This is a genomic window from Mesorhizobium sp. P2_D5, from assembly GCF_056404355.1.
The window spans coordinates 1-18,561 of the sequence record NZ_JBFUEE010000011.1; the positions used below are offsets into that span (position 1 = coordinate 1).

Here is an 18,561-nt window from a genome sequence, read left to right on the forward strand (position 1 = left end):
GGGCGACATCCACGACATCGGCAAGAACCTCGTCGGCATGATGATGGAAGGTGCCGGCTTCGACGTCATCGACCTCGGCATCAACAATGCGGTCGAGAAATATCTCGATGCGATCGAACAGCACCAGCCCGACATCATCGGCATGTCGGCACTGCTGACCACGACCATGCCCTACATGAAGGTCGTCATCGACACGATGAAGGAAAAGGGCATCCGCGACGATTATGTCGTGCTGGTCGGCGGTGCGCCACTGAACGAGGAATTCGGCAAGGCCGTCGGCGCCGATGCCTATTGCCGCGACGCCGCGGTGGCGGTCGAGACCGCCAAGGACTTCATGAAGCGCAAGCACAACGTCCGCGCTTCGGCGTGATTGGCCAATCCGGCATGGACAATGGAAAAAGCCGCGCCTTGCAGCGCGGCTTTTTTGTTCCCAAGTGGTGGGTGAGGCTGTGTGCGGATCAGGGCTTGGTGACGGTGTCCTCGACCGCCCTGGCCGTCGATTTGACATCTTTGCCGACGCCGCGGACGGTGTTCGCACATGCCGTAAGGGCCAGGGCGCAGGCAAGGATGGCTATCGGCGCGATGCGTAACAGTTTCATGGACGGTGTCTCCCTCAATAGATAAATTAGCCCCGCAGCAACGAAGGCCGGCTCGACTGGTTCCATGGCCAAGATACAAAAAACGAAACCGAATCAAGACGACAGGCTGCTCGTCATCGCCTGTGGGATGATTGCGCGCGAAGTTCTGGCCGTCAAGGAACAGCTCGGACTGGATCACCTCGATCTGACCTGCCTGCCGGCGGAATTTCATTTCTATCCGGATCGCATCGCGCCGGCCATGGACAAGGCCATCGAGAAGGCCAAGGCGGACGGCTACGAACACATCTTCGTCGGCTATGCCGATTGTGGCACCGGTGGCCTGCTCGACCGGATCTGCGAGAAGCACGGCGTCGAGCGCATGGCCGGCCCGCATTGCTTTGCCTTCTATCAAGGCATGGAGGCCTATGCGAAAGTCGCCGACGACGACATGATGTCCTTCTACATGACCGATTTCCTGTGTCGTCAGTTCGACGCCTTCTTCATGAAGCCGCTCGGCCTCGACAAGCACCCGGAGCTGATCAAGGACTATTTCGGCAACTACGAGAAGCTGATCTACCTCGCCCAGACCGACGATCCGGAGTTGGACAAGGTCGCGGAAAAAGCCGCAAAATTGCTCGGCCTCGCCTATGAGCGCCGGGCGACCGGCTATGGCGACCTGACGGCCGGAATGGCGCAGGCCGCGGCACACGCTGGCTAGGCGACGCCCACTTCCGTCCGCAACTCCGCAAGCACATCGGCAAAGCTCGTCCGGCAGACGAAACCAGCCGGTCGCTTGCCCGCGAGGCGTCATAGACGCGGTCGATGGAGCCAAACATCGTCCAGCCTTTTCGCGCGTAGAGCGCCAGAAAGTCCGGAAAATAGCGCGCGACGACCGACGGGGCGTCGGCGATCAGTGCGGCGCAATCATCGGGCCGGAACGGCGTCGGCGCCGACACGATGAAAACGTCGAAACCGAGCCGCGGCGCCTTTTCGAGGGCAAGGATGTGGGCAGCGGCCGCGTCATCCACCGTCAACCGGCGAAACAGCAGTTCATTGGCCTTGGTGTTGGCATCCGACTGTTCGATCGCATGCGCCATGTCGTCGGCTTCGGGAAAGAAGCGGGCGGTGCGCAACACCACCACCGGCAGGCCGTGCTGGATATGATAGAGGCGGCAAAGATGTTCGGCCGAAAGCTTGGTGACGCCGTAGATGTTGCGCGGCTCGGGCGACATCGCCTCGGTCAGCCAGGCGGCCTTGCGCGCACCACCCTCGAACCCGTCGCGTATCGCCTGTGAAATCATCAACGAGGTCGTCGACGTGAAGACGAAGCGCTCCACGCCGGACACCACCGCCGCGTCGAGCAGGTTCAACGTGCCTTGCACGTTGGTCGCGACAAAAAATGCTGTTGGCGCGGTTCTCGATATTGGGCTTGTGCAGCGCACCGCTGTGGATGATCGCCTCGATCCGGTTGTCGCGGACAGTGCGCAGGACCAGATCACGATCGGCGATCGAGCCGACAATCCGGGTCTCCCTCGATGGAACGGGATCGAGGCCTGTGACATCGTGGCCGAGGGCCCGCAGGCGCGGCGAAAGCGCGCTGCCCAGCCAACCCGACGATCCCGTGAGCAAGATTCGCATTCGTCACACCATGATTTTTGACCGTGACGCTGTTAAGCACGGATGACAGGCGCCAGCGACCCGATAGTTATGCACCAGGTCAGCAGCGGCGCTGCTCGAGACATCAACCGGGAGGCCTCCTATGATCCTTCGTCCACTGCTCGCCGCTGTCGGTCTGCTCTGCTGCACCCTTCCCGCCCTTGCCGATGGTGAGGTGCAGAAACTGATCACCGCCGCCGACAAGACACGGCTCGACAAATATGGCGAGACCCGCAAGGAGGCGCTGGCCGAGGCGAAGGCGGGAGATCCCGCCGAGGTCAAGCAGCTCGACGCCTTGCTGGCAAAACCGCTGGTGGCGTTTTCCGACAAGGACCTGACCGGCAACTGGCAGTGCCGCACCATCAAGGCCGGCGGACCATTGCCGCTCGTCATCTATGGCTGGTTCAAGTGCAAGGTGACCGACGACGGCTCCGGCTGGCGACTGGAAAAGATCAGCGGCTCGCAACGCACCAAGGGCCGTTTCTTCGACGATGGCGAGAAGCGCGCGATCTATCTTGGCTCGGCCTATGTCAACAGCGATCCGGCAAAACCCTATGGCAGTGGCCCGCAAACCGACCAGGTCGGCTATGCCTTCCGCAACAGCGCCAGCCAATGGCGCATCGAATTTCCAGCACCCTATTACGAATCGAAGCTCGACATCATCGAGTTCAAGCGCTGAGCGTGGTCATCAAGATTTAACCCCATTCCGGCACAAATCCGGCCAGCATGCGGCAGCCGGCCGCGTGCAAGGCAGGAAAGCGGGCCATGTCTTCACGGGTTGGAACCAGCGCGTCGATCGTCGTCGTGACCGGCGGCGGCCAGCATGTCTGGGCCATGATCAACGCAATCGCCGATCGCGTCGGTCCTGTCAGCGTCATCCTCGAAACCCCTGAATCCAAAAAGCAATTGCTGCGTGGCCGGGCTCGCCGCCAGGGTTGGGTCTCGGCCATGGGCCAGCTTGGCACGATGGTGCTGAGCAGGGTGGGCAAGCGGCTGCTGGCTCGCCATGGCGCGCGATTGATCGCCGAGGAGAGACTGGAGGTTGAGCCGCGACCAGGCCAGGAGATTATCCAGGTGGCCTCGGCCAATGGGCCTGAGTGCCTGCAGGCGATCCAAAAGATCCAGCCAGGCGTCGTGCTGCTCAACGGTTGCCGACTGATCTCGGCCGAGATGCTGCGCAAAATGCCCTGCCCGGTGCTCAACTACCATGCGGGCATCACGCCGAAATATCGCGGCATGAATGGCGGCTATTGGGCTCTGGCATCAGGTGATGCGCAGAATTTCGGCACCACCGTGCATCTGGTCGATGCCGGCGTCGATACGGGCGCGGTGTTGAAACAGGTGCGCGCGCAGCCCAAACGCGGCGACAGCATTTCGAGCTACGCGCTGCGCCAGGCCGCGTTTTCGCGCGACATCTGCGTCGAAGCGGTCAGCGACGTGCTGGCCGGAAAACTTGCCACCATCGACCCGGGCCTGCCGTCGAAACAATGGTATCACCCCACGATCTGGTTCTACCTCTGGACAGGCCTGAGAACCGGCATTTGGTAGCGCAATCATGATCTGCGATCGGGTGCACCGCGCCGGCTTTTCCGACACATAGAACCTGCCGCCGGCACACGCCGGAAACGAATAAACGCACCTTTCATTTTACGACATCCGAATGCGTCGCTTTTGAATGCGCGCGCGTCGTCCCATAACAAGCGGCCCAACTGCGCTTCCGGCAATGCTCGCTCCATCGAGGAGTGAGAATTCATGGCCGATCTGATCGTCGTCTACTGGCGCGACATCCCTGCCCAGGTCATCGTCAAGAAGGGCCGGCAGAACGCCAAGCGCGAACTGCCGCTGCGCTTCACCGAAGCGATTGACATGTGCGCCATGCGCACCGGCGCCGGCGGCACAGATGACTATCTGGCCGAATGGCGCAAGGCCGATCCTGTTCCGGTTGGCGACGACCTCGAAGCCGAGGTCGAGAAGGCGTTCCAGGACATCGACATGACATACGACCGTGAGCGGCTGGTCGCTCTGGTCAAGGCGGGCGGCAAAGAAAATGTCTGACACCCAGCCAACGGTTACCCAGGCCACTCTGGTCAAGAAGGCAGCGCCGAAATCCGACTACAAGCCGGCCGACGTGTCGCCGCAGCGGCGCGTGCAGCGTTCGTTCGCGGTCAGACTATGGTCGGTGCGGCACTCGCGATTGCTCGAATGGTTCTATGCCAGATTCGCCGACATGTTCCTGCTCCTCCACCCCTTGTGGAAGGGCATCGGCTACGGCCGTGTCGAAGGGCCGGTCAAATTTGTCGAGAAGCGCGTCAAGGGCTTCATGTTCGACTGCCGCATGTGCGGCCAATGCATATTGTCCTCGACCGGCATGTCCTGCCCGATGAATTGCCCCAAGCAATTGCGCAACGGCCCTTGCGGCGGCGTGCGCGCCAACGGCAATTGCGAGGTCGAGCCTGATATGCCCTGCGTCTGGGTCAAGGCCTGGGAAGGCTCGCAGAATATGGTCCACAATGACAGGATCCTGACCGTGCAGAAGCCGGTCGATCAGTCGCTGCGCGAAACCTCGGCCTGGTTGCGGGTCACCGCGCAGGCGGCCGCCGCGCGCGAAGCCGCCGCTGCCGCCAAGAATGGCGCGGCAAACACCGGGGCATCGGCATGATCGGAAGCCAGCGCGACGAGAACCCGGCCGGCATCCATCTGCCGCTCGACCCCCTGCCCGGCCACACCTCGCGCGGCCGGCTGGAACGTGTCCTGCGGCGTGGTGAATTCGCGGTCACGACCGAACTCAACCCGCCCGACAGCGCCGACCCGGAAGACGTCTACAACCGGGCGAAGATCTTCGACGGCTGGGTTGACGCCATCAACGCCGTCGACGCCTCGGGTGCCAACTGCCACATGTCGTCGGTTGGCATCTGTGCGCTTTTGACCCGCATGGGCTATGCGCCGATCATGCAGATCGCCTGCCGCGACAAGAACCGCATCGCCATTCAGGGCGACGTGCTGGGCGGGGCTGCGATGGGCGTCGCCAACATGCTGTGCCTGACCGGCGACGGCGTGCAGGCCGGCGACCAGCCCGGCGCCAAGCCGGTCTTCGACCTCGACTGCATGTCGCTCCTGGAAACCTGCCGCGTCATGCGCGACAACGGCAAGTTCCTGTCCGGCCGCAAGCTGACGACGCCGCCGCAGCTTTTCCTTGGTGCGGCGATCAATCCGTTCGCACCGCCAATCGATTTCCGCCCGCATCGGTTGGGCAAGAAGATCGCCGCCGGCGCGCAATTCGTGCAGAGCCAGTATTGTTTCGACGTGCCTATGTTCCGGACCTACATGCAGAAGGTGCGCGACCTCGGCTACACCGAACAGTGCTTCATCCTGGTTGGCGTCGGACCGCTGGCCTCGGCCAAGACAGCCAAATGGATCCGCTCCAACGTGCCGGGCATCCACATCCCCGATTCGGTCATCAAGCGGCTGGAGGGCGCGCAAGACCAGAAGAAGGAAGGCAAGCAGCTCTGCATCGACATCATCAATGAGGTGAAGGAAATCTCCGGCGTCTCCGGCGTCCATGTGATGGCCTATCGCCAGGAGGAATATGTCGCCGAGATCGTCGATGAATCGGGCGTGCTGAAGGGCCGCCAGCCATGGAAACGCGAAATCCGTCGCGACGACCAGATGGTCGCCGACCGGCTCGGGCACATACTGCACGACGACATTACCGAAACGCAGGTGGAGATGGTGAAGACCGCGCACTGACGGCGCGGACGAGCACCTGTTCGCTTGAACGAAACCAGACAACGATATAAAGAAATCTTTATATCACGGCGGAGAGAGAATTCATGACCCGGACCATCGTCGCCTCGGCGACACGAGAAATCATCATCGGCTTCGACCAGCCGTTCTGCGTGATTGGCGAACGCATCAATCCGACCGGCCGCAAGAAGCTGGCCGCCGAGATGATCGTGGGCAACTTCGAGACGGTCATCAAGGATGCGCTCGAGCAGGCAGCCTGTGGCGCCACCATGCTCGACGTCAATGCCGGCGTTACCTCGGTCAACCCGAACGAGACCGAACCCGGCCTGCTGGTGCAGACGCTGGAAATCGTCCAGGGCCTCGTCGACCTACCACTGTCGATCGACTCGTCGGTCACCGCCGCGATCGAGGCCGCGTTGAAGGTCGCCAAGGGCCGGCCACTGGTCAACTCCGTCACCGGCGAGGAAGAAAAGCTCGAGGCCATCCTGCCGCTGGTCAAGAAGTACAACGTCCCTGTCGTCGCCATCTCCAATGACGAGACCGGCATTTCGATGGATCCGGATGTGCGTTTCGCCGTCGCCAAGAAGATCGTGCAGCGTTGCGCCGATTTCGGCATTCCCGCGCACGACGTCGTCGTCGACCCTCTGGTGATGCCGATCGGCGCGCTCGGCGATGCCGGCCGCCAAGTGTTCGCGCTGCTGCGTCGGCTTCGCGAAGAGCTCAAGGTGAACACCACTTGCGGCCTGTCCAATATCTCCTTTGGCCTGCCGCATCGCCACGGCATCAATGCCGCCTTCATCCCGATGGTGATCGGCGCCGGCATGACCAGCGCGATCATGAACCCGGTGCGCCCGCAGGAAATGGAAGCCGTGCGCGGCGCCAATGTGCTCAACGGCACCGACGAGAACTGCACCAACTGGATTCGCACCTACAAGGACTACAAGCCGGCCGAAGGCGGCCAGGCGGTAGCCGCACCGACGCAAGTCAACGCGCCGGGCGAAGGCGCCGGCAATGGTGGACGCCGCCGTGGCGGCCGTGAAGCCCGGATGGGTCGGGGATAAGCGCGCAATCGTGGACTGTCTTGTAAACCTCACCGAACCGATCGTGCAGATGATGCCGTCGGGACGGTGTGCGTTTCGGTCAGGCCATGCCCAAAATGGCGTCGAACAGCACCATTCCCGCCCACGACCCGAAAATGCCGGTCAGCCCGCCGACAATGAAGTCGTCGTCGGCGGCCGGCCAGAACCCGTGGAGCAGCAATGCTCCGACAATCGCGCCGACGATACCGGACGCCAGATATTGCGGATTGCGCAGCCATGGGCCGCGCAGCAGGCGCACCATGGTAAAAGCGGTTGTTATGGCGGACAGGAGGAGATCGGACATGATTGGCCTCTGGACCATCAAACATTCCGCCCAATAGCGAAACGATCCGTTAAACGGCATCGACAATCGTCATCGAGACGCGTGCAAGCATGAATTCACCTGCCAACATCACCGATCCGCTCGTGCTGTTCATGCCGTCGGGCAAGCGCGGGCGGTTTCCTGTCGGCACGCCCGTGCTCGATGCCGCGCGCCAGCTCGGCGTCTATGTCGAAAGCGTCTGCGGCGGACGCGCTACCTGTGGGCGCTGCCAGATCGAAGTGCAGGAAGGCAATTTCGCCAAGCACAAGATCGTCTCATCCAACGACCACATCTCGCCCAAGGGCGCCAAGGAAGAGCGCTACGAGCGCGTGCGCGGCCTGCCCGAACGGCGCCGCCTGTCCTGCTCGGCGCAGATCCTCGGCGACCTCGTCATCGACGTGCCTCAGGACACGGTCATCAACGCGCAGACCATCCGCAAGGATGCCGACACCAGGGTGATCGCCCGCGATGCGGCAATCCGCATGTGCTATGTCGAAATCGAAGAGCCCGACATGCATAAGCCGCTCGGGGATCTCGACCGCCTCAAGATCGCCCTGATGAAGGACTGGAACCTCAAGAGCCTGGAGTTCGATTTTTATCTCTTGCCGCAAGTGCAAGGCATTCTGCGCAAGGGCAGCTGGACCGCCACCGCTGCCATCTACAAGGATGCCGACTCGGAGACCGCACGCGTCATCGCTTTGTGGCCGGGCCTTAAGAACGAAGCCTATGGGTTGGCCTGCGATATCGGCTCGACCACCATTGCCATGCATCTGGTGTCGCTGCTGTCGGGCCGCGTCGCTGCCTCGTCGGGCACGTCGAACCCGCAGATCCGCTTCGGCGAGGACCTGATGAGCCGGGTCTCCTACGTGATGATGAACCCCGACGGTCGCGAAGGCATGACGGTCGCCGTGCGCGAAGCGATCTCCGGCCTTGTCGACAAGGTCTGCGCCGAAGGCAATGTCCACCGCAACGACATCCTGGATTCCGTCTTCGTCGGCAATCCGATCATGCACCATCTGTTCCTCGGTATCGACCCGACCGAGCTTGGCGGCGCGCCCTTCGCACTAGCGGTTTCAGGCGCGGTGCACGTCAAGGCTTCCGACATCGGCCTGAAGCTCAACCAGGGAGCCCGGCTCTACATGCTGCCTTGCATCGCCGGCCATGTCGGCGCCGATGCGGCAGCGGTGACGCTGTCGGAAGGCCCGCATCGCCAGGACGAGATGATGCTGATCGTCGACGTCGGCACCAATGCCGAGATCGTGCTTGGCAACCGCACGCGCGTCGTCGCCGCCTCCTCGCCCACCGGCCCCGCTTTCGAGGGCGCGGAAATCTCCGGCGGCCAGCGCGCCGCCCCCGGTGCCATTGAGCGCGTGCGCATCGACCCCGACACGCTGGAGCCGAAATATCGCGTCATCGGCTCGGAATTGTGGTCCGACGAGCCGGGCTTCCTCGACAGCGTGCAGGCGACCGGCGTCACCGGCATCTGCGGCTCCGGCATCATCGAGGTTGTGGCGGAAATGTATCTCTCCGGCATCATCTCCGAGGACGGCGTCATCGATGGCGGACTTGCCGCCCGCTCGCCGCGCGTCACCGCCAATGGCCGCACCTTCTCCTACGTGCTGAAGGAAGGCGAGCCGAAGATCACCATCACCCAGACCGACGTGCGCGCCATCCAGCTTGCCAAGGCAGCGCTTTACGCCGGCACCAAGCTGTTGATGGAAAAGCAGAACACCGATCATGTCGACCGCATCCATTTCGCCGGTGCCTTCGGCTCCTTCATCGATCCGAAATACGCCATGGTGCTGGGCCTGATCCCGGATTGCGATCTCGACAAGGTTTCGGCTGTCGGCAACGCCGCCGGTGCCGGTGCACGCATGGCGCTGCTCAACCGCGGCTATCGCCGCGAGATCGAGGACACGGTCAGCAAGATCGAGAAGATCGAAACCGCACTGGAACCGAAATTCCAGGAGCATTTCGTCTACGCCATGGCGCTGCCCAACAAGGTCGATCCGTTCCCGAAACTGTCGGCGGCGGTGAAACTGCCGCCGCGCAAGACGGTGAGCGAGGACGGTGTCGCCGGAGACGCCGCTCCGCGCCGGCGTTCACGCGAGGGCCACGCCGCCCGGCGCGGCCGGGAATAAGCGGGCGCGCCCAGGTCGCCAGCCTCTCCAACTCATTTGCATGCAAATGTTTCCGGATCTGCCGATTCGGAAACCGAAGCGTTGTTTTCGTGAAATCCGCTGGAAACATGCGCGGCGCATTTAAGCCGGCGTCGAAGGCCGGCCGGAAATGTCTTCCTGCCGCAGTGACCTTCCGGAGGAAACCAAAATGTCGATGTTCGAAAGCCTCGGCCGTTATGGTGCGGCCATCAAGTTTGCCCACGACAGGAAGAAGTCGATCCGGGCCATGAACAGCTTGCCGCCGCATGTCCAGAAGGACATTGGTTGGCCGGCATCGCCGCCGAACGACCCGCAGGCCGCGCTCATCTCGCTGCTTCTGGGCACGGCGCGCTGATGACATTCACCGACAAATGCAAACTGCTCATTAGGCGTCGGAGCCCCCATGCGACCTCGGCGCCTGGCAACACTCGGCTGCGCGCCGCGCTTCTGCTGCGGCGTTGATCGTCGGCGCAAGCACCACGGCGCGGATCACACCACCGTGTAGACATAGCGTATAACTTGACATTTTCGGCCACGGCACGATCTTCGCGAGAGAGGGGAATTCTCTTAGTCGGCTGCCGCCGAAGTTCGTGTATCCGCATGCCAAGTTTGAAAAGCCACGTCGTGTCCTTCGTGCTCCGGTACAGCCGCAAGAAGGCGTTTTCCAGCCCGGAGAACCTGCAGCGCTGGATCGCTACCGCGCGCAAGACCGAGACCCACCAACCGCCCGCCTCACTGCATCAGCGTCTCGACATCCAGATGCATACGGTCGATGGCTTCCCCGTCTATGAAATCGCACCCAAGGCCGGCGAGCAGAAGCGGATGCTCTATCTGCACGGCGGCGCCTATGTCTTTGAAATCACGCCCTATCACTGGCACCTTATCGCCGACATGGCCGACCGGCTGGGTTACGGCATCACCGTGCCGATCTATCCCATCGCTCCCGAACACGATTTCCATGCCATGTTCGGCATGGTCGGCGACGTCTACCGCCAGATGCTCGACGAGACGGAGGCCGAGGATATCGTCTTCATGGGCGATTCCGCCGGCGGCAACATGGCCGTCGTGCTGACCATGATGGCCGCGGAACAGGCCCTGCCCCTGCCGTCGCGCCATGTGCTGATTTCGCCCGGCCTCGACATGTCGCTTTCCAACCCCGAAGTGTTCGAGGCCGAACGCCGCGACCCCTGGCTGGGCATTTCGGGCGGGATGGAGGCTGTCCGGCTCTACAGCGCCGGCTTCGATCGCAGCGACTGGCACATCAGCCCGCTCTATGGCGACCTCTCGGTGCTGCCTAAAACGCTGCTCCTAACCGGCTCGCACGACCTCCTCAGTCCAGATAATCTGATCTTCGCGCAAAAGGCGCGCGCGGCCGGCGTCGAAGTGGAGGTCGTCTACGAGGAAGGTATGTTCCACGTTTGGCCACTGATCGACATGCCTGAAGCACGGCGGGCGCGCGACAGCATCGTGACCTTCCTGGCCGGGGAAAAAACCTTTGGTCAAGCCGAGATCGAGGCGATCACCTGGTCGGTCAAGGCTTCATCTAACGAACCATTCAACACCGGATTGGCCAGCACGAAAATTGCTTCCACTATGTCTTCATCTCGCTCTGGCTGGTAGTCGATATCTTCCCTGCATTCGATCAGATCTGCCCAAGCCTCCACGTCCGCAGCGGTGAGCTCTCCTTCCTGGAACCGTCGGAGCACACTCAAAATATGATCAGTGGTCAGGACGACCACGGGCGTCTCGGACCAACCCAGGTCGCTTACGTTTGCAGCCAGAACATCAATCGGCTTCCCACATGTGATAAGATCGCTGAGCACTGAAACGCGGTTCACAGCCGGCGTATCAGAACTTGCCGGTTTCCCGGAACACTTCGAAGGTCGCGCGGATATGGTCGGCAACGGCCTTGACCGGCGCGCTGGCGTCCGGCGCCACCACCATCGCCAGATTGTAAGTGCCGATGTCGGGCATACCGTCCTTCGGGCAGAGTTCGACCATGTCGTTGCCGAGGAATGACTTCGGCAGCGGCGCCACGGCGAGATCGGACATGATCGCGGCGCGCTGGCCGGCCGTGTGCGCACTCATATAGGCGATGCGATAGTTGCGGCCTTCGCGTCCAAGCGCCTCAAGTGCGCCGGCCCGCCAGGCGCAGCCCTCTTCCCAGAGCGATACCGGCAAGGGTTCGCGCAGATGCGCGCAGCCGCCCTTGGCACCGGCCCAGACGATCGGCTCGGTGAGCAGCACCTCGGCGCCGAGCGCACTGGTCTTGTAGGAGTTGGTCAAGAGCGTGATGTCGAGCGCGCGGTCGTCCATGCGCCGGCGCAGATTGCTGCTCTGGTCGATGGTGACGTCGACGGCGATCGACGGATGCGATTGCGCAAAACGCTTCAGCACATGCGGCAGCACGCGCTCGCCATAGTCATCCGGCGAGCCGAGCCGGACAACGCCGACAATCTCGGGAATGATGAATTTCGACACCACCTCGCGGTTGATCGACAGCAGCCTGCGGGCATAGCCGAGCAGCATTTCGCCATCCGTGGTCAGCGACACCGAGCGGGCGTCGCGCGCGAACACCGAGCGGCCGAGAATGTCCTCCAGCTTCTTGATCTGCATGGAGACAGCCGACGGCGTGCGGAAGACGGCATTGGCGGCGGTGGTGAAGCTGCCTGTCTCTGCAATCGCCACGAAAGTGCGCAAAACGTCGAGATCGAGCAGTGGCAGTGGATGATTGAGTGGGGCGTTCATGGGAATCGACCTTCAATTTTTCTGATACAAAGCATCATTCCATTTCGTTTGATTGAACATCAGATTGGGACGATAGTCAACACCATCGAGGCAGGACGCATTGGAAGTGGCCCCGAAACGACCACGATACAAACCTGCAATCGACATGAAATGCAGTTGAAACAAAAGCGACGTAACCAACTCACCGTCTGGCATCCGCCAGCACCAAAGGAGAAAGAAATGTCTATCCTGTCGTCCATCGGTCGGATCGCGACCGAATTTAGCGCAGCCCGCGCCCGCTACCAGACCGAACGTGCCATCCACTCCCTGCCTATCGAACTGCAGAAGGACATCGGCTGGCCTGAAGCTGCCGACACCAAGACCGGGGTTCGCAACGGCGTCGGATCGTGGGCTGGAGCAAAGTAAATCGTGTGTACCATGTGCTGAAGGCCTGCCGCGCAAGCCGCCCGGCAGGCCTTCTTTGTTTTATTTGTATTCAAATGAGTTTTGGAGCCATGTCGCCAGCGCATGACGCATATGAGCAAGCCGCATAGCGACCCGGTTTCCCAATTAGTCCCTTGTAAACAATCGTAAATTTCGAGCATGCTGCCCAAAATTGTCGCAATCGGTGTCGCATTTCATAACAAGCGCTTCGCTTTTGCGATTTAGTTTTACGCAGCACAAGCCTATATCAGCGTCAGCAAACGAGCTGCCCCACTCCATCAAGCGAAGGCGACCCGTCTGAGCAACCGAATGGAGATCATCATGAAGCTTTTTGCCCGCCTCTTCGCCCGCCGCGAAATGAACCTGACCACCGCTCTCGAGCGTCAGCGCCTTGCCAACACCATGCCCGGCCAGACCGGCGCGATGGCTGCGGCGCGCCTCGGCTTCGTCGCCTGAATTTTTCTTGCAGGCAGCGCTTCCCTGCCGCTGCTTTAAAACTGCAACGCCGCCTGGTTCCTCCCAAGGCGGCGTTTTTGTTTCCCCCCGCAAGGCGTGATCTGCCTGTTGCTGAACAGTTGGGCGTCGCGTGCAGGCCTCGCTGAACACCCGATTGCCCATTTGCGACCCATGTCGCAAATTTAATCGTGTCCTGGCCGCGTAGCCGATTGACAGACATGGTTTTTCCTGATGTCGCTATGCTAATCGCGACATCCTGTTCGCGTCATGGCTGCGTGAGGTTCCCTTGAACGCCGTAAAGCATCCGATCAAGCGATCGTTTGTATTCTTTCTTATTCCCGATTTCACCATGATCGCGTTTGCGACCGCGCTCGACCCGTTGCGCTCGGCCAACCGCATGCTTGGCTATGAGGCCTATCGCTGGCGCCTCGCCAGCATCGACGGCAAGCCGGTGCGCGCCTCGAACGGGGTCGAATGCGCGGTCAACACGTCGCTGGAGGAAGAGCGCAAAAAGATGGCGGGCCCTGACCGGCCGAACATGGCCATCGTCTGCAGCGGCGTCAATGTCGAGCGCTATCAGAACAAGTCGGCCTTCGCCTGGCTGCGCGAGGAGTACAATCGCGGCGTCGCCGTCGGCGGCCTCTGTACCGGCGCGCATATCCTCGCCGCCGCGGGCCTGCTGTCCAACAAGCGCTGCGCCATCCACTGGGAGAACCTGCCGGGCTTTTCCGAGGCGTTCCCGAAGGCCAATGTCTTTGCCGACCTCTTCGAGATCGACCAGAACATCTACACCTGCGCCGGCGGCACCGCGGCACTCGACATGATGCTGAAGCTGATCGGCGACGATTTCGACGAGAACCTCGTCAACCGCGTCTGCGAGCAGGTGCTGACCGACCGCGTGCGCAGCCCGACCGACCGCCAGCGCCTGCCGCTGCGCGCCCGGCTCGGCGTGCAGAACTCGAAGGTGCTGACCATCATCGAACTGATGGAGGCGAACCTGTCCGAACCGTTGTCGCTCATCGAGATCGCTGATCATGTCGACCTGTCGCGCCGGCAGATCGAGCGGCTGTTCCGCACCGAGATGGGACGGTCCCCTGCCCGCTACTATCTGGAAATCCGGCTCGACCGCGCCAGGCATCTGCTGATCCAGTCGTCGATGCCGGTGGTCGAGGTGGCGGTCGCCTGCGGCTTCGTCTCGGCCTCGCATTTCTCCAAATGCTACCGCGAGCTCTATGCCCGATCACCGCAGCAGGAGCGCGTCGACCGCAAGCAGTTGCTGGCGGCCTGAGCCGGCATATCAAGGCTGCCTAGGCGCTCTGCGTCTGCGCCGTGCGCATCGCCTCGACGCGGATATCCTCGGTCAGCCGTGCCTTCAGCGCAGAGAATTCCGGGCTGGTCTTCAGCGTGTAGTGGCGCGGATGCGGCAGGTCGATGGCGACATCCGACTTGATGCGGCCGGGCCGCGCCGTCATCACGATCACGCGCGACGCCATGAAGATCGCCTCCTCGATGTCGTGGGTGACGAACAGCACCGTTTTCTTGCGGCGCTCCCAGATGCCGAGCAGCAACTCCTGCATCAACCCGCGCGTCTGGTTGTCGAGCGCGCCGAACGGCTCGTCGAGCAACAGGATCTCGGGATCGTTGGCCAAAGCGCGGGCGATCGCCGTGCGCTGCTGCATGCCGCCGGAAAGCTGCTTCGGCCAGTGGTTCTCAAACCCTTTCAGACCGACGAGATCGACATAGGAAGCAACGATCCCGTCACGCTCCTTTTCGGCCATGCCGCGTTCGCGCAGGCCGAAGGCGATGTTCTCGGCCACCGTCAGCCAGGGAAACAGCGTGTAGGACTGGAAGACCATGCCGCGATCCGGCCCCGGACGGGTCACCGCCTTACCGTCGAGCAGCACCCGGCCTTCACTTGGGGCTTCCAGGCCGGCGACAATTCTGAGCAGCGTCGACTTTCCGCAGCCCGATGGACCGAGGATGGTGATGAAGTCGTTGGCCGCGACCGCCAGGTCGACCGGCATCAGCGCCTTGACCGGCTCGCCGCCGCGCACGCCGGCGAACGTTCGCGAAACGCCCTCGATGAGAAGCTTGCTCACGCCAGGCTCCACGGAAAGAGCCAGCGGTTGAAGGCCTTGAAAGCGAAATCGGACAACAGTCCGATCAGCCCGATGACGATGATGCCGAAGATGATCTGCCCCGTCGCCAGCCGCGACTGGCTGTTGATGATCATGTAGCCGATGCCGGAGGACGAGCCGATCAGCTCGGCGACGATGACATAGGTCCAGGCCCAGCCGAGCACCAGCCGCAACGTCTCGGCGATCTCCGGCGCATTGGCCGGCATGATTACACGGCTGACGATGCCGTTGTTGGTGGAGCCCAGCGTATAGGCAGCCTCGACCAGGTCGCGCCGCGTGCTGCCGACCTTGACCGCGATGATCAGGATGATCTGGAACACCGAGCCGACGAAGATGACGAGCAGTTTTTCCAGTTCGCCAATGCCGGCCCACAGGATGAGCAGCGGAATGAAGGCCGAGGCCGGCAGGTAACGGGCAAACGAGACGAATGGCTCAAGAAACGCCTCCACCGGCTTCCAGGCGCCCATGGCAATACCGAGCGGCACCGCGACGACCGAGGCCAGCAGGAAGCCGCCGAAGACCCGCCAGATGGTGATCAATATGTCGAGCCAGAAACGATCCTCGACCAGCAGCCGCCAGCCATCCCGCAGCATCGACAGCGGATCGGCGAGGAAGATGCGATTGACGTGGCCGCCAAGCGTGATCCAAGCCCAGAAGGCGACGAACAGCACGAAGAAGGAAATGCCGAGCACGGTTCGGATGCCCGGCGAGACTGGATGCAAGGGGCGCATCTTCAAATCGTCCCCATCTTCAAATCGTCACTTGTCCAGGAGAAAACGGCGGCGCAAGCGCCGCCGCGAGAATGGTTAAAGGCCGGACTGTCAGTTCGACACCGCGCTGGTGTCGGCCAGCGTGGTGACGTCGGGCGCTTCCTTGATCAGCCCCATCTGCAGCAGAAGATCGCCGGCGGTCTTGGAAAAGTCCTGGAATTCCTTGGTGAAGAACTGCTTGTTCTCGGCCTTGTCGGCCCATTTCAGGTACTTCGCCGAATCCTCGAACTCCTTGGCCGACTGCTTCACGTCGGCGCCCATGATCTCGTAGGATTTCTGCGGATCGCTCTTGATCAGGTCGAGCGCTTCGAAATAGCTGTCGGCAAGTGCCTTGGCGGCATCCGGATTGGCCTTGAGGAATTCGGGCGTGCAGCCGACCGTGTCGAGCACCATCGGGTAGTCGAGTGTCGTCGCCAGGATATGGCCCTGGTCGGATTTGCCGCGCACCGCCGAGATGAACGGCTCATAGGTGACCGCGGCGTCGTTCTGGCCGGCGAGGAAGGCCTGCGCCGCCGCGTCCGGCTCCAGGTTGACGATGGTCACATCCTTGGTCGACATGCCGTTCTTGTTCAGCACCCAGGCGAGCATGAAATAGGGCGAAGTGCCGGGTGCCGAGGACGCGACATTCTTGCCCTTGAGATCGGCGACGGTCTTGATGTCGTTGCGGGCGACGATGCCGTCGGCGCCATAGGACTTGTCGAGCTGGAAGATCTGCTTGGTGGTGACGCCACTGGCATTCCAGACCAGCCAGGTCTCGACCGTGGTGGCGGCGCATTGCAGGTCGCCGCTGGCGATGGCGAGCGGCCGGCTCGCTTGCGGCACCTTCTTCAAGGTCACGTCGAGGCCGTGCTTCTCGAACAGGCCTGCCTGCCTGGCAAGCGTCAGCGGCGCGAAGCCGGTCCAGCCGCTGATGCCGATGGTGACAGATGTGGCAGCCATCGCCGGTGCGGACAAGCCGGCGGCAAGTGTCAATGTTGCGGCAAGAACGGCGATCCTGGTCATGTCAGTTCCCCTTTTGTTTTCTCTGCGGAAATTGTGTCACAGAGGCCAATCGGCTTGTCAATGAACAGGATGGTGAGGTGCAACGCGGGCCGGCGCCGATAGCCCCACTGGATCGCCCGCCCGCCGCCGAAACGGCATCAGCCGCCAGAAATCCGGCATGCCTTCAGTAGTCGTTGCAATAACACTCCGCCGACGAGATGCGGTCGTTCCACTCGCTGCCGCCGAAATTACGGACCCTGCGCCTGATCTCGATCGAACGGCCGCCCATCCGCGAGTCCTCATAAGCAACGAGCGTGCAGCCACGGCGGACGATCACCGACGACACGCGGTCGTTCCAGAACTGACCGCCGCGAAAATTCACGGAATCGTCGGACCCCATGCCGATAGACCGCCCGCGAAAATTTGCGTGCTCGAACATGATGCAGGCGGGCTCATCATTGTATTGGGCGCTGGCGCCGTCAGCAAACAGCACGGATGCGACAGCAGTCAGGATGGCAAGACGTTTCATCTGGTGTTTTCCTCGGTTCTGACCGCGGCCCCCGCCGCCCGATCGCGCGGCCTCGCCAGTTTGCCATTGCTTCCGTTGGAGAGGCAAGCCTAGCGGCTGTCGAACATCCAGCTGCGGTTGCGCCACATTTTCTCGCCGACCAGGCAATCGCTGACGGGCGCGTCCTGCGCCAATACGACAGGCGGATGCGCGGCTTCTTCCGCCGCCCATTGCGGTGAGGCTGGGCCGGCAAGTTCCAGCACCAGCTTGCGGCGTATGGCTTCGGGAAATTGCGTCCAGTCGTTGACCGGGATCATGAAGGCCCCAGGACCGCCGATGACACAGTCGCTGTAGTAGCGATCGAGATTGTTGACGTCGTAGGCGCCGGAAAAGCCGCCTCGGGTCATCAGCGGCAGTCCGTTGATGACGATGCCTTGTTTGACCAGCCCGTCGCGGGTGAGGTTGACCGGCGCGCCCTGGTTGTTGGGGCCGTCACCCGAAATGTCGATGACCCGCTTGTCTCCCTGGTAGCCGCTTTCAGCAAAAAGATCGCTGCCGAACTCCAGCGCGCCGGAGATCGAGGTGCGCCGCGCGCTGCCGGGCGGCTGGGCCGACAATTGCGCAACCACACGCTCCGCGTCGGCGCGATTGGCGATCACCGTCCACGGCACGATGACGCGCTGCCAGGTGGTGCCGGCCCACTCGACATAGGTGACGGCGATCTTGCCATGAGCGCCGTCGGCAATCGCCTGCAGAACGTTGTCGTGGGTCAGCGCCGCCGCGTAGCCGTGCCGCTGGATCTCAAGTTCATCGGACGACATCGACAGGGAAACATCGACGGCCAGCACCAGCTCGACATCGACCGGTTCATCCGCGAGGGACACCGGCGTCAGCCAGAGCATCATTGCGATCGCGGCGCCGCCCGACAAGACATGTCTCGCGCATGAAAAAGCAGACATGCCGCAAGGGTAAGCGAGAATCGTCCGATTAAAAAGTGAA

22 protein-coding genes and 2 pseudogenes are annotated in these 18,561 nt (G+C 62.2%); 14 read left to right on the forward strand and 10 right to left on the reverse strand.

Translation table 11 applies throughout. From position 1 onward, the window contains the following. Positions 1-370, forward strand: a 370-nt coding sequence (locus AC1DYW_RS30935) for a cobalamin-dependent protein (protein ID WP_189562359.1), incomplete at its 5' end; no start/stop codon positions are given. A gap of 88 nt (positions 371-458) precedes the next feature. Here the strand turns inward: AC1DYW_RS30935 and AC1DYW_RS30940 are convergent. Beyond that, entirely contained in the window at positions 459-599 is a 141-nt protein-coding gene (locus AC1DYW_RS30940) for an entericidin A/B family lipoprotein (RefSeq protein WP_095087994.1), read from the reverse strand. A 64-nt stretch (positions 600-663) separates the two neighbouring features. On the opposite strand from AC1DYW_RS30940, the gene AC1DYW_RS30945 reads away from it, so the two are divergent. Beyond that, positions 664-1,296, forward strand: a complete 633-nt coding sequence (locus tag AC1DYW_RS30945) for a DUF1638 domain-containing protein (protein WP_095087380.1) — start codon at positions 664-666, stop codon at positions 1,294-1,296. A 328-nt stretch (positions 1,297-1,624) separates the two neighbouring features. On the opposite strand, the pseudogene AC1DYW_RS30950 reads toward AC1DYW_RS30945, so the two are convergent. Continuing rightward, positions 1,625-2,077: pseudogene (locus AC1DYW_RS30950) on the reverse strand (NAD-dependent epimerase/dehydratase family protein); the annotation flags it as partial. After that, positions 2,064-2,216, reverse strand: a pseudogene (locus AC1DYW_RS30955) (NAD-dependent epimerase/dehydratase family protein); the annotation flags it as partial. The pseudogenes AC1DYW_RS30955 and AC1DYW_RS30950, both read right to left, overlap by 14 nt. Before the next feature lie 121 nt (positions 2,217-2,337). Here AC1DYW_RS30955 and AC1DYW_RS30960 point away from each other — a divergent pair. The 6 genes from AC1DYW_RS30960 to AC1DYW_RS30985 all read left to right on the forward strand — a co-directional run bounded on the left by AC1DYW_RS30960 (position 2,338) and on the right by AC1DYW_RS30985 (position 7,039). Further along, entirely contained in the window at positions 2,338-2,913 is a 576-nt protein-coding gene (locus AC1DYW_RS30960) for a DUF4893 domain-containing protein (RefSeq protein ID WP_457152321.1), read from the forward strand. Between the two features lie 86 nt (positions 2,914-2,999). Further along, on the forward strand, positions 3,000-3,782 hold the full coding sequence (locus tag AC1DYW_RS30965; RefSeq protein WP_477228711.1) for a formyl transferase: 783 nt from the start codon (positions 3,000-3,002) through the stop codon (positions 3,780-3,782). Between the two features lie 204 nt (positions 3,783-3,986). Beyond that, entirely contained in the window at positions 3,987-4,289 is a 303-nt protein-coding gene (locus AC1DYW_RS30970; protein WP_457152323.1) for a virulence factor, read from the forward strand. Then, the gene (locus AC1DYW_RS30975) at positions 4,282-4,893 is read left to right on the forward strand and encodes a methylenetetrahydrofolate reductase C-terminal domain-containing protein (protein ID WP_184873530.1); all 612 of its coding nucleotides are present in this window, start codon (positions 4,282-4,284) and stop codon (positions 4,891-4,893) included. The genes AC1DYW_RS30970 and AC1DYW_RS30975 overlap by 8 nt, the downstream gene beginning before the upstream one ends. Then, on the forward strand, positions 4,890-5,981 hold the full coding sequence (locus AC1DYW_RS30980) for a methylenetetrahydrofolate reductase (RefSeq protein WP_477228712.1): 1,092 nt from the start codon (positions 4,890-4,892) through the stop codon (positions 5,979-5,981). The genes AC1DYW_RS30975 and AC1DYW_RS30980 overlap by 4 nt, the downstream gene beginning before the upstream one ends. Positions 5,982-6,064: 83 nt before the next feature. Next, positions 6,065-7,039: a methyltetrahydrofolate cobalamin methyltransferase gene (locus AC1DYW_RS30985; RefSeq protein ID WP_457153730.1), complete on the forward strand. Its 975-nt coding sequence runs from the start codon at positions 6,065-6,067 to the stop codon at positions 7,037-7,039. 79 nt (positions 7,040-7,118) lie between these two features. Here AC1DYW_RS30985 and AC1DYW_RS30990 read toward each other — a convergent pair whose 3' ends face one another. Further along, complete coding sequence (locus AC1DYW_RS30990) at positions 7,119-7,361, reverse strand: hypothetical protein (RefSeq protein WP_477228713.1); 243 nt, start codon at positions 7,359-7,361, stop codon at positions 7,119-7,121. Between the two features lie 89 nt (positions 7,362-7,450). Between AC1DYW_RS30990 and AC1DYW_RS30995 the strand changes: the two genes are divergently transcribed. From AC1DYW_RS30995 to AC1DYW_RS31005, 3 genes are all read left to right on the forward strand, one after another. After that, positions 7,451-9,520 (forward strand): ASKHA domain-containing protein, encoded by a 2,070-nt coding sequence (locus tag AC1DYW_RS30995; RefSeq protein WP_477228714.1) that lies wholly within the window; start codon positions 7,451-7,453, stop codon positions 9,518-9,520. A gap of 187 nt (positions 9,521-9,707) precedes the next feature. Further along, positions 9,708-9,893: a hypothetical protein gene (locus AC1DYW_RS31000; RefSeq protein ID WP_184873525.1), complete on the forward strand. Its 186-nt coding sequence runs from the start codon at positions 9,708-9,710 to the stop codon at positions 9,891-9,893. Positions 9,894-10,138: 245 nt separating this feature from the next. Then, positions 10,139-11,158, forward strand: coding sequence for an alpha/beta hydrolase fold domain-containing protein (locus AC1DYW_RS31005; RefSeq protein WP_477228715.1), 1,020 nt, complete (start codon positions 10,139-10,141; stop codon positions 11,156-11,158). 228 nt (positions 11,159-11,386) lie between these two features. On the opposite strand, the gene AC1DYW_RS31010 is transcribed toward AC1DYW_RS31005, so the two are convergent. After that, the gene (locus AC1DYW_RS31010; protein ID WP_095087339.1) at positions 11,387-12,286 is read right to left on the reverse strand and encodes a LysR substrate-binding domain-containing protein; all 900 of its coding nucleotides are present in this window, start codon (positions 12,284-12,286) and stop codon (positions 11,387-11,389) included. 219 nt (positions 12,287-12,505) lie between these two features. Between AC1DYW_RS31010 and AC1DYW_RS31015 the strand changes: the two genes are divergently transcribed. The 3 genes from AC1DYW_RS31015 to AC1DYW_RS31025 all read left to right on the forward strand — a co-directional run bounded on the left by AC1DYW_RS31015 (position 12,506) and on the right by AC1DYW_RS31025 (position 14,453). Beyond that, entirely contained in the window at positions 12,506-12,691 is a 186-nt protein-coding gene (locus AC1DYW_RS31015) for a hypothetical protein (protein ID WP_095087335.1), read from the forward strand. A gap of 327 nt (positions 12,692-13,018) precedes the next feature. Beyond that, on the forward strand, positions 13,019-13,165 hold the full coding sequence (locus AC1DYW_RS31020; protein WP_167392179.1) for a hypothetical protein: 147 nt from the start codon (positions 13,019-13,021) through the stop codon (positions 13,163-13,165). A gap of 349 nt (positions 13,166-13,514) precedes the next feature. Further along, positions 13,515-14,453 carry a GlxA family transcriptional regulator gene (locus tag AC1DYW_RS31025; protein ID WP_425352300.1) on the forward strand — a complete coding sequence of 313 codons (939 nt, stop codon included), beginning with the start codon at positions 13,515-13,517 and terminating at the stop codon, positions 14,451-14,453. Between the two features lie 19 nt (positions 14,454-14,472). Here AC1DYW_RS31025 and AC1DYW_RS31030 read toward each other — a convergent pair whose 3' ends face one another. The 5 genes from AC1DYW_RS31030 to AC1DYW_RS31050 form a co-directional block, all read right to left on the reverse strand. Then, the gene (locus tag AC1DYW_RS31030; RefSeq protein ID WP_477228716.1) at positions 14,473-15,264 is read right to left on the reverse strand and encodes an ABC transporter ATP-binding protein; all 792 of its coding nucleotides are present in this window, start codon (positions 15,262-15,264) and stop codon (positions 14,473-14,475) included. Then, positions 15,261-16,034 (reverse strand): ABC transporter permease, encoded by a 774-nt coding sequence (locus tag AC1DYW_RS31035; protein WP_095087985.1) that lies wholly within the window; start codon positions 16,032-16,034, stop codon positions 15,261-15,263. Before AC1DYW_RS31035 ends, AC1DYW_RS31030 begins: the two co-directional genes overlap by 4 nt. A 90-nt stretch (positions 16,035-16,124) precedes the next feature. After that, positions 16,125-17,075 carry an ABC transporter substrate-binding protein gene (locus AC1DYW_RS31040; RefSeq protein WP_477228717.1) on the reverse strand — a complete coding sequence of 317 codons (951 nt, stop codon included), beginning with the start codon at positions 17,073-17,075 and terminating at the stop codon, positions 16,125-16,127. A gap of 163 nt (positions 17,076-17,238) precedes the next feature. Continuing rightward, on the reverse strand, positions 17,239-17,583 hold the full coding sequence (locus AC1DYW_RS31045) for a peptidase inhibitor family I36 protein (protein WP_095087330.1): 345 nt from the start codon (positions 17,581-17,583) through the stop codon (positions 17,239-17,241). Between the two features lie 89 nt (positions 17,584-17,672). Continuing rightward, on the reverse strand, positions 17,673-18,521 hold the full coding sequence (locus AC1DYW_RS31050; protein WP_477228718.1) for a DUF1194 domain-containing protein: 849 nt from the start codon (positions 18,519-18,521) through the stop codon (positions 17,673-17,675). Positions 18,522-18,561: the final 40 nt, after the last annotated feature.

Bases quoted from the DNA above. Each gene is read 5' to 3' on its own strand.
- AC1DYW_RS30940 (WP_095087994.1), bottom strand. From the start codon at position 599: ATGAAACTGTTACGCATCGCGCCGATAGCCATCCTTGCCTGCGCCCTG.
- AC1DYW_RS30945 (WP_095087380.1), top strand. From the start codon at position 664: ATGGCCAAGATACAAAAAACGAAACCGAATCAAGACGACAGGCTGCTC.
- AC1DYW_RS30960 (WP_457152321.1), top strand. From the start codon at position 2,338: ATGATCCTTCGTCCACTGCTCGCCGCTGTCGGTCTGCTCTGCTGCACC.
- AC1DYW_RS30965 (WP_477228711.1), top strand. From the start codon at position 3,000: ATGTCTTCACGGGTTGGAACCAGCGCGTCGATCGTCGTCGTGACCGGC.
- AC1DYW_RS30970 (WP_457152323.1), top strand. From the start codon at position 3,987: ATGGCCGATCTGATCGTCGTCTACTGGCGCGACATCCCTGCCCAGGTC.
- AC1DYW_RS30975 (WP_184873530.1), top strand. From the start codon at position 4,282: ATGTCTGACACCCAGCCAACGGTTACCCAGGCCACTCTGGTCAAGAAG.
- AC1DYW_RS30980 (WP_477228712.1), top strand. From the start codon at position 4,890: ATGATCGGAAGCCAGCGCGACGAGAACCCGGCCGGCATCCATCTGCCG.
- AC1DYW_RS30985 (WP_457153730.1), top strand. From the start codon at position 6,065: ATGACCCGGACCATCGTCGCCTCGGCGACACGAGAAATCATCATCGGC.
- AC1DYW_RS30990 (WP_477228713.1), bottom strand. From the start codon at position 7,361: ATGTCCGATCTCCTCCTGTCCGCCATAACAACCGCTTTTACCATGGTG.
- AC1DYW_RS30995 (WP_477228714.1), top strand. From the start codon at position 7,451: ATGAATTCACCTGCCAACATCACCGATCCGCTCGTGCTGTTCATGCCG.
- AC1DYW_RS31000 (WP_184873525.1), top strand. From the start codon at position 9,708: ATGTCGATGTTCGAAAGCCTCGGCCGTTATGGTGCGGCCATCAAGTTT.
- AC1DYW_RS31005 (WP_477228715.1), top strand. From the start codon at position 10,139: ATGCCAAGTTTGAAAAGCCACGTCGTGTCCTTCGTGCTCCGGTACAGC.
- AC1DYW_RS31010 (WP_095087339.1), bottom strand. From the start codon at position 12,286: ATGAACGCCCCACTCAATCATCCACTGCCACTGCTCGATCTCGACGTT.
- AC1DYW_RS31015 (WP_095087335.1), top strand. From the start codon at position 12,506: ATGTCTATCCTGTCGTCCATCGGTCGGATCGCGACCGAATTTAGCGCA.
- AC1DYW_RS31020 (WP_167392179.1), top strand. From the start codon at position 13,019: ATGGAGATCATCATGAAGCTTTTTGCCCGCCTCTTCGCCCGCCGCGAA.
- AC1DYW_RS31025 (WP_425352300.1), top strand. From the start codon at position 13,515: ATGATCGCGTTTGCGACCGCGCTCGACCCGTTGCGCTCGGCCAACCGC.
- AC1DYW_RS31035 (WP_095087985.1), bottom strand. From the start codon at position 16,034: ATGCGCCCCTTGCATCCAGTCTCGCCGGGCATCCGAACCGTGCTCGGC.
- AC1DYW_RS31040 (WP_477228717.1), bottom strand. From the start codon at position 17,075: ATGACCAGGATCGCCGTTCTTGCCGCAACATTGACACTTGCCGCCGGC.
- AC1DYW_RS31045 (WP_095087330.1), bottom strand. From the start codon at position 17,583: ATGAAACGTCTTGCCATCCTGACTGCTGTCGCATCCGTGCTGTTTGCT.
- AC1DYW_RS31050 (WP_477228718.1), bottom strand. From the start codon at position 18,521: ATGTCTGCTTTTTCATGCGCGAGACATGTCTTGTCGGGCGGCGCCGCG.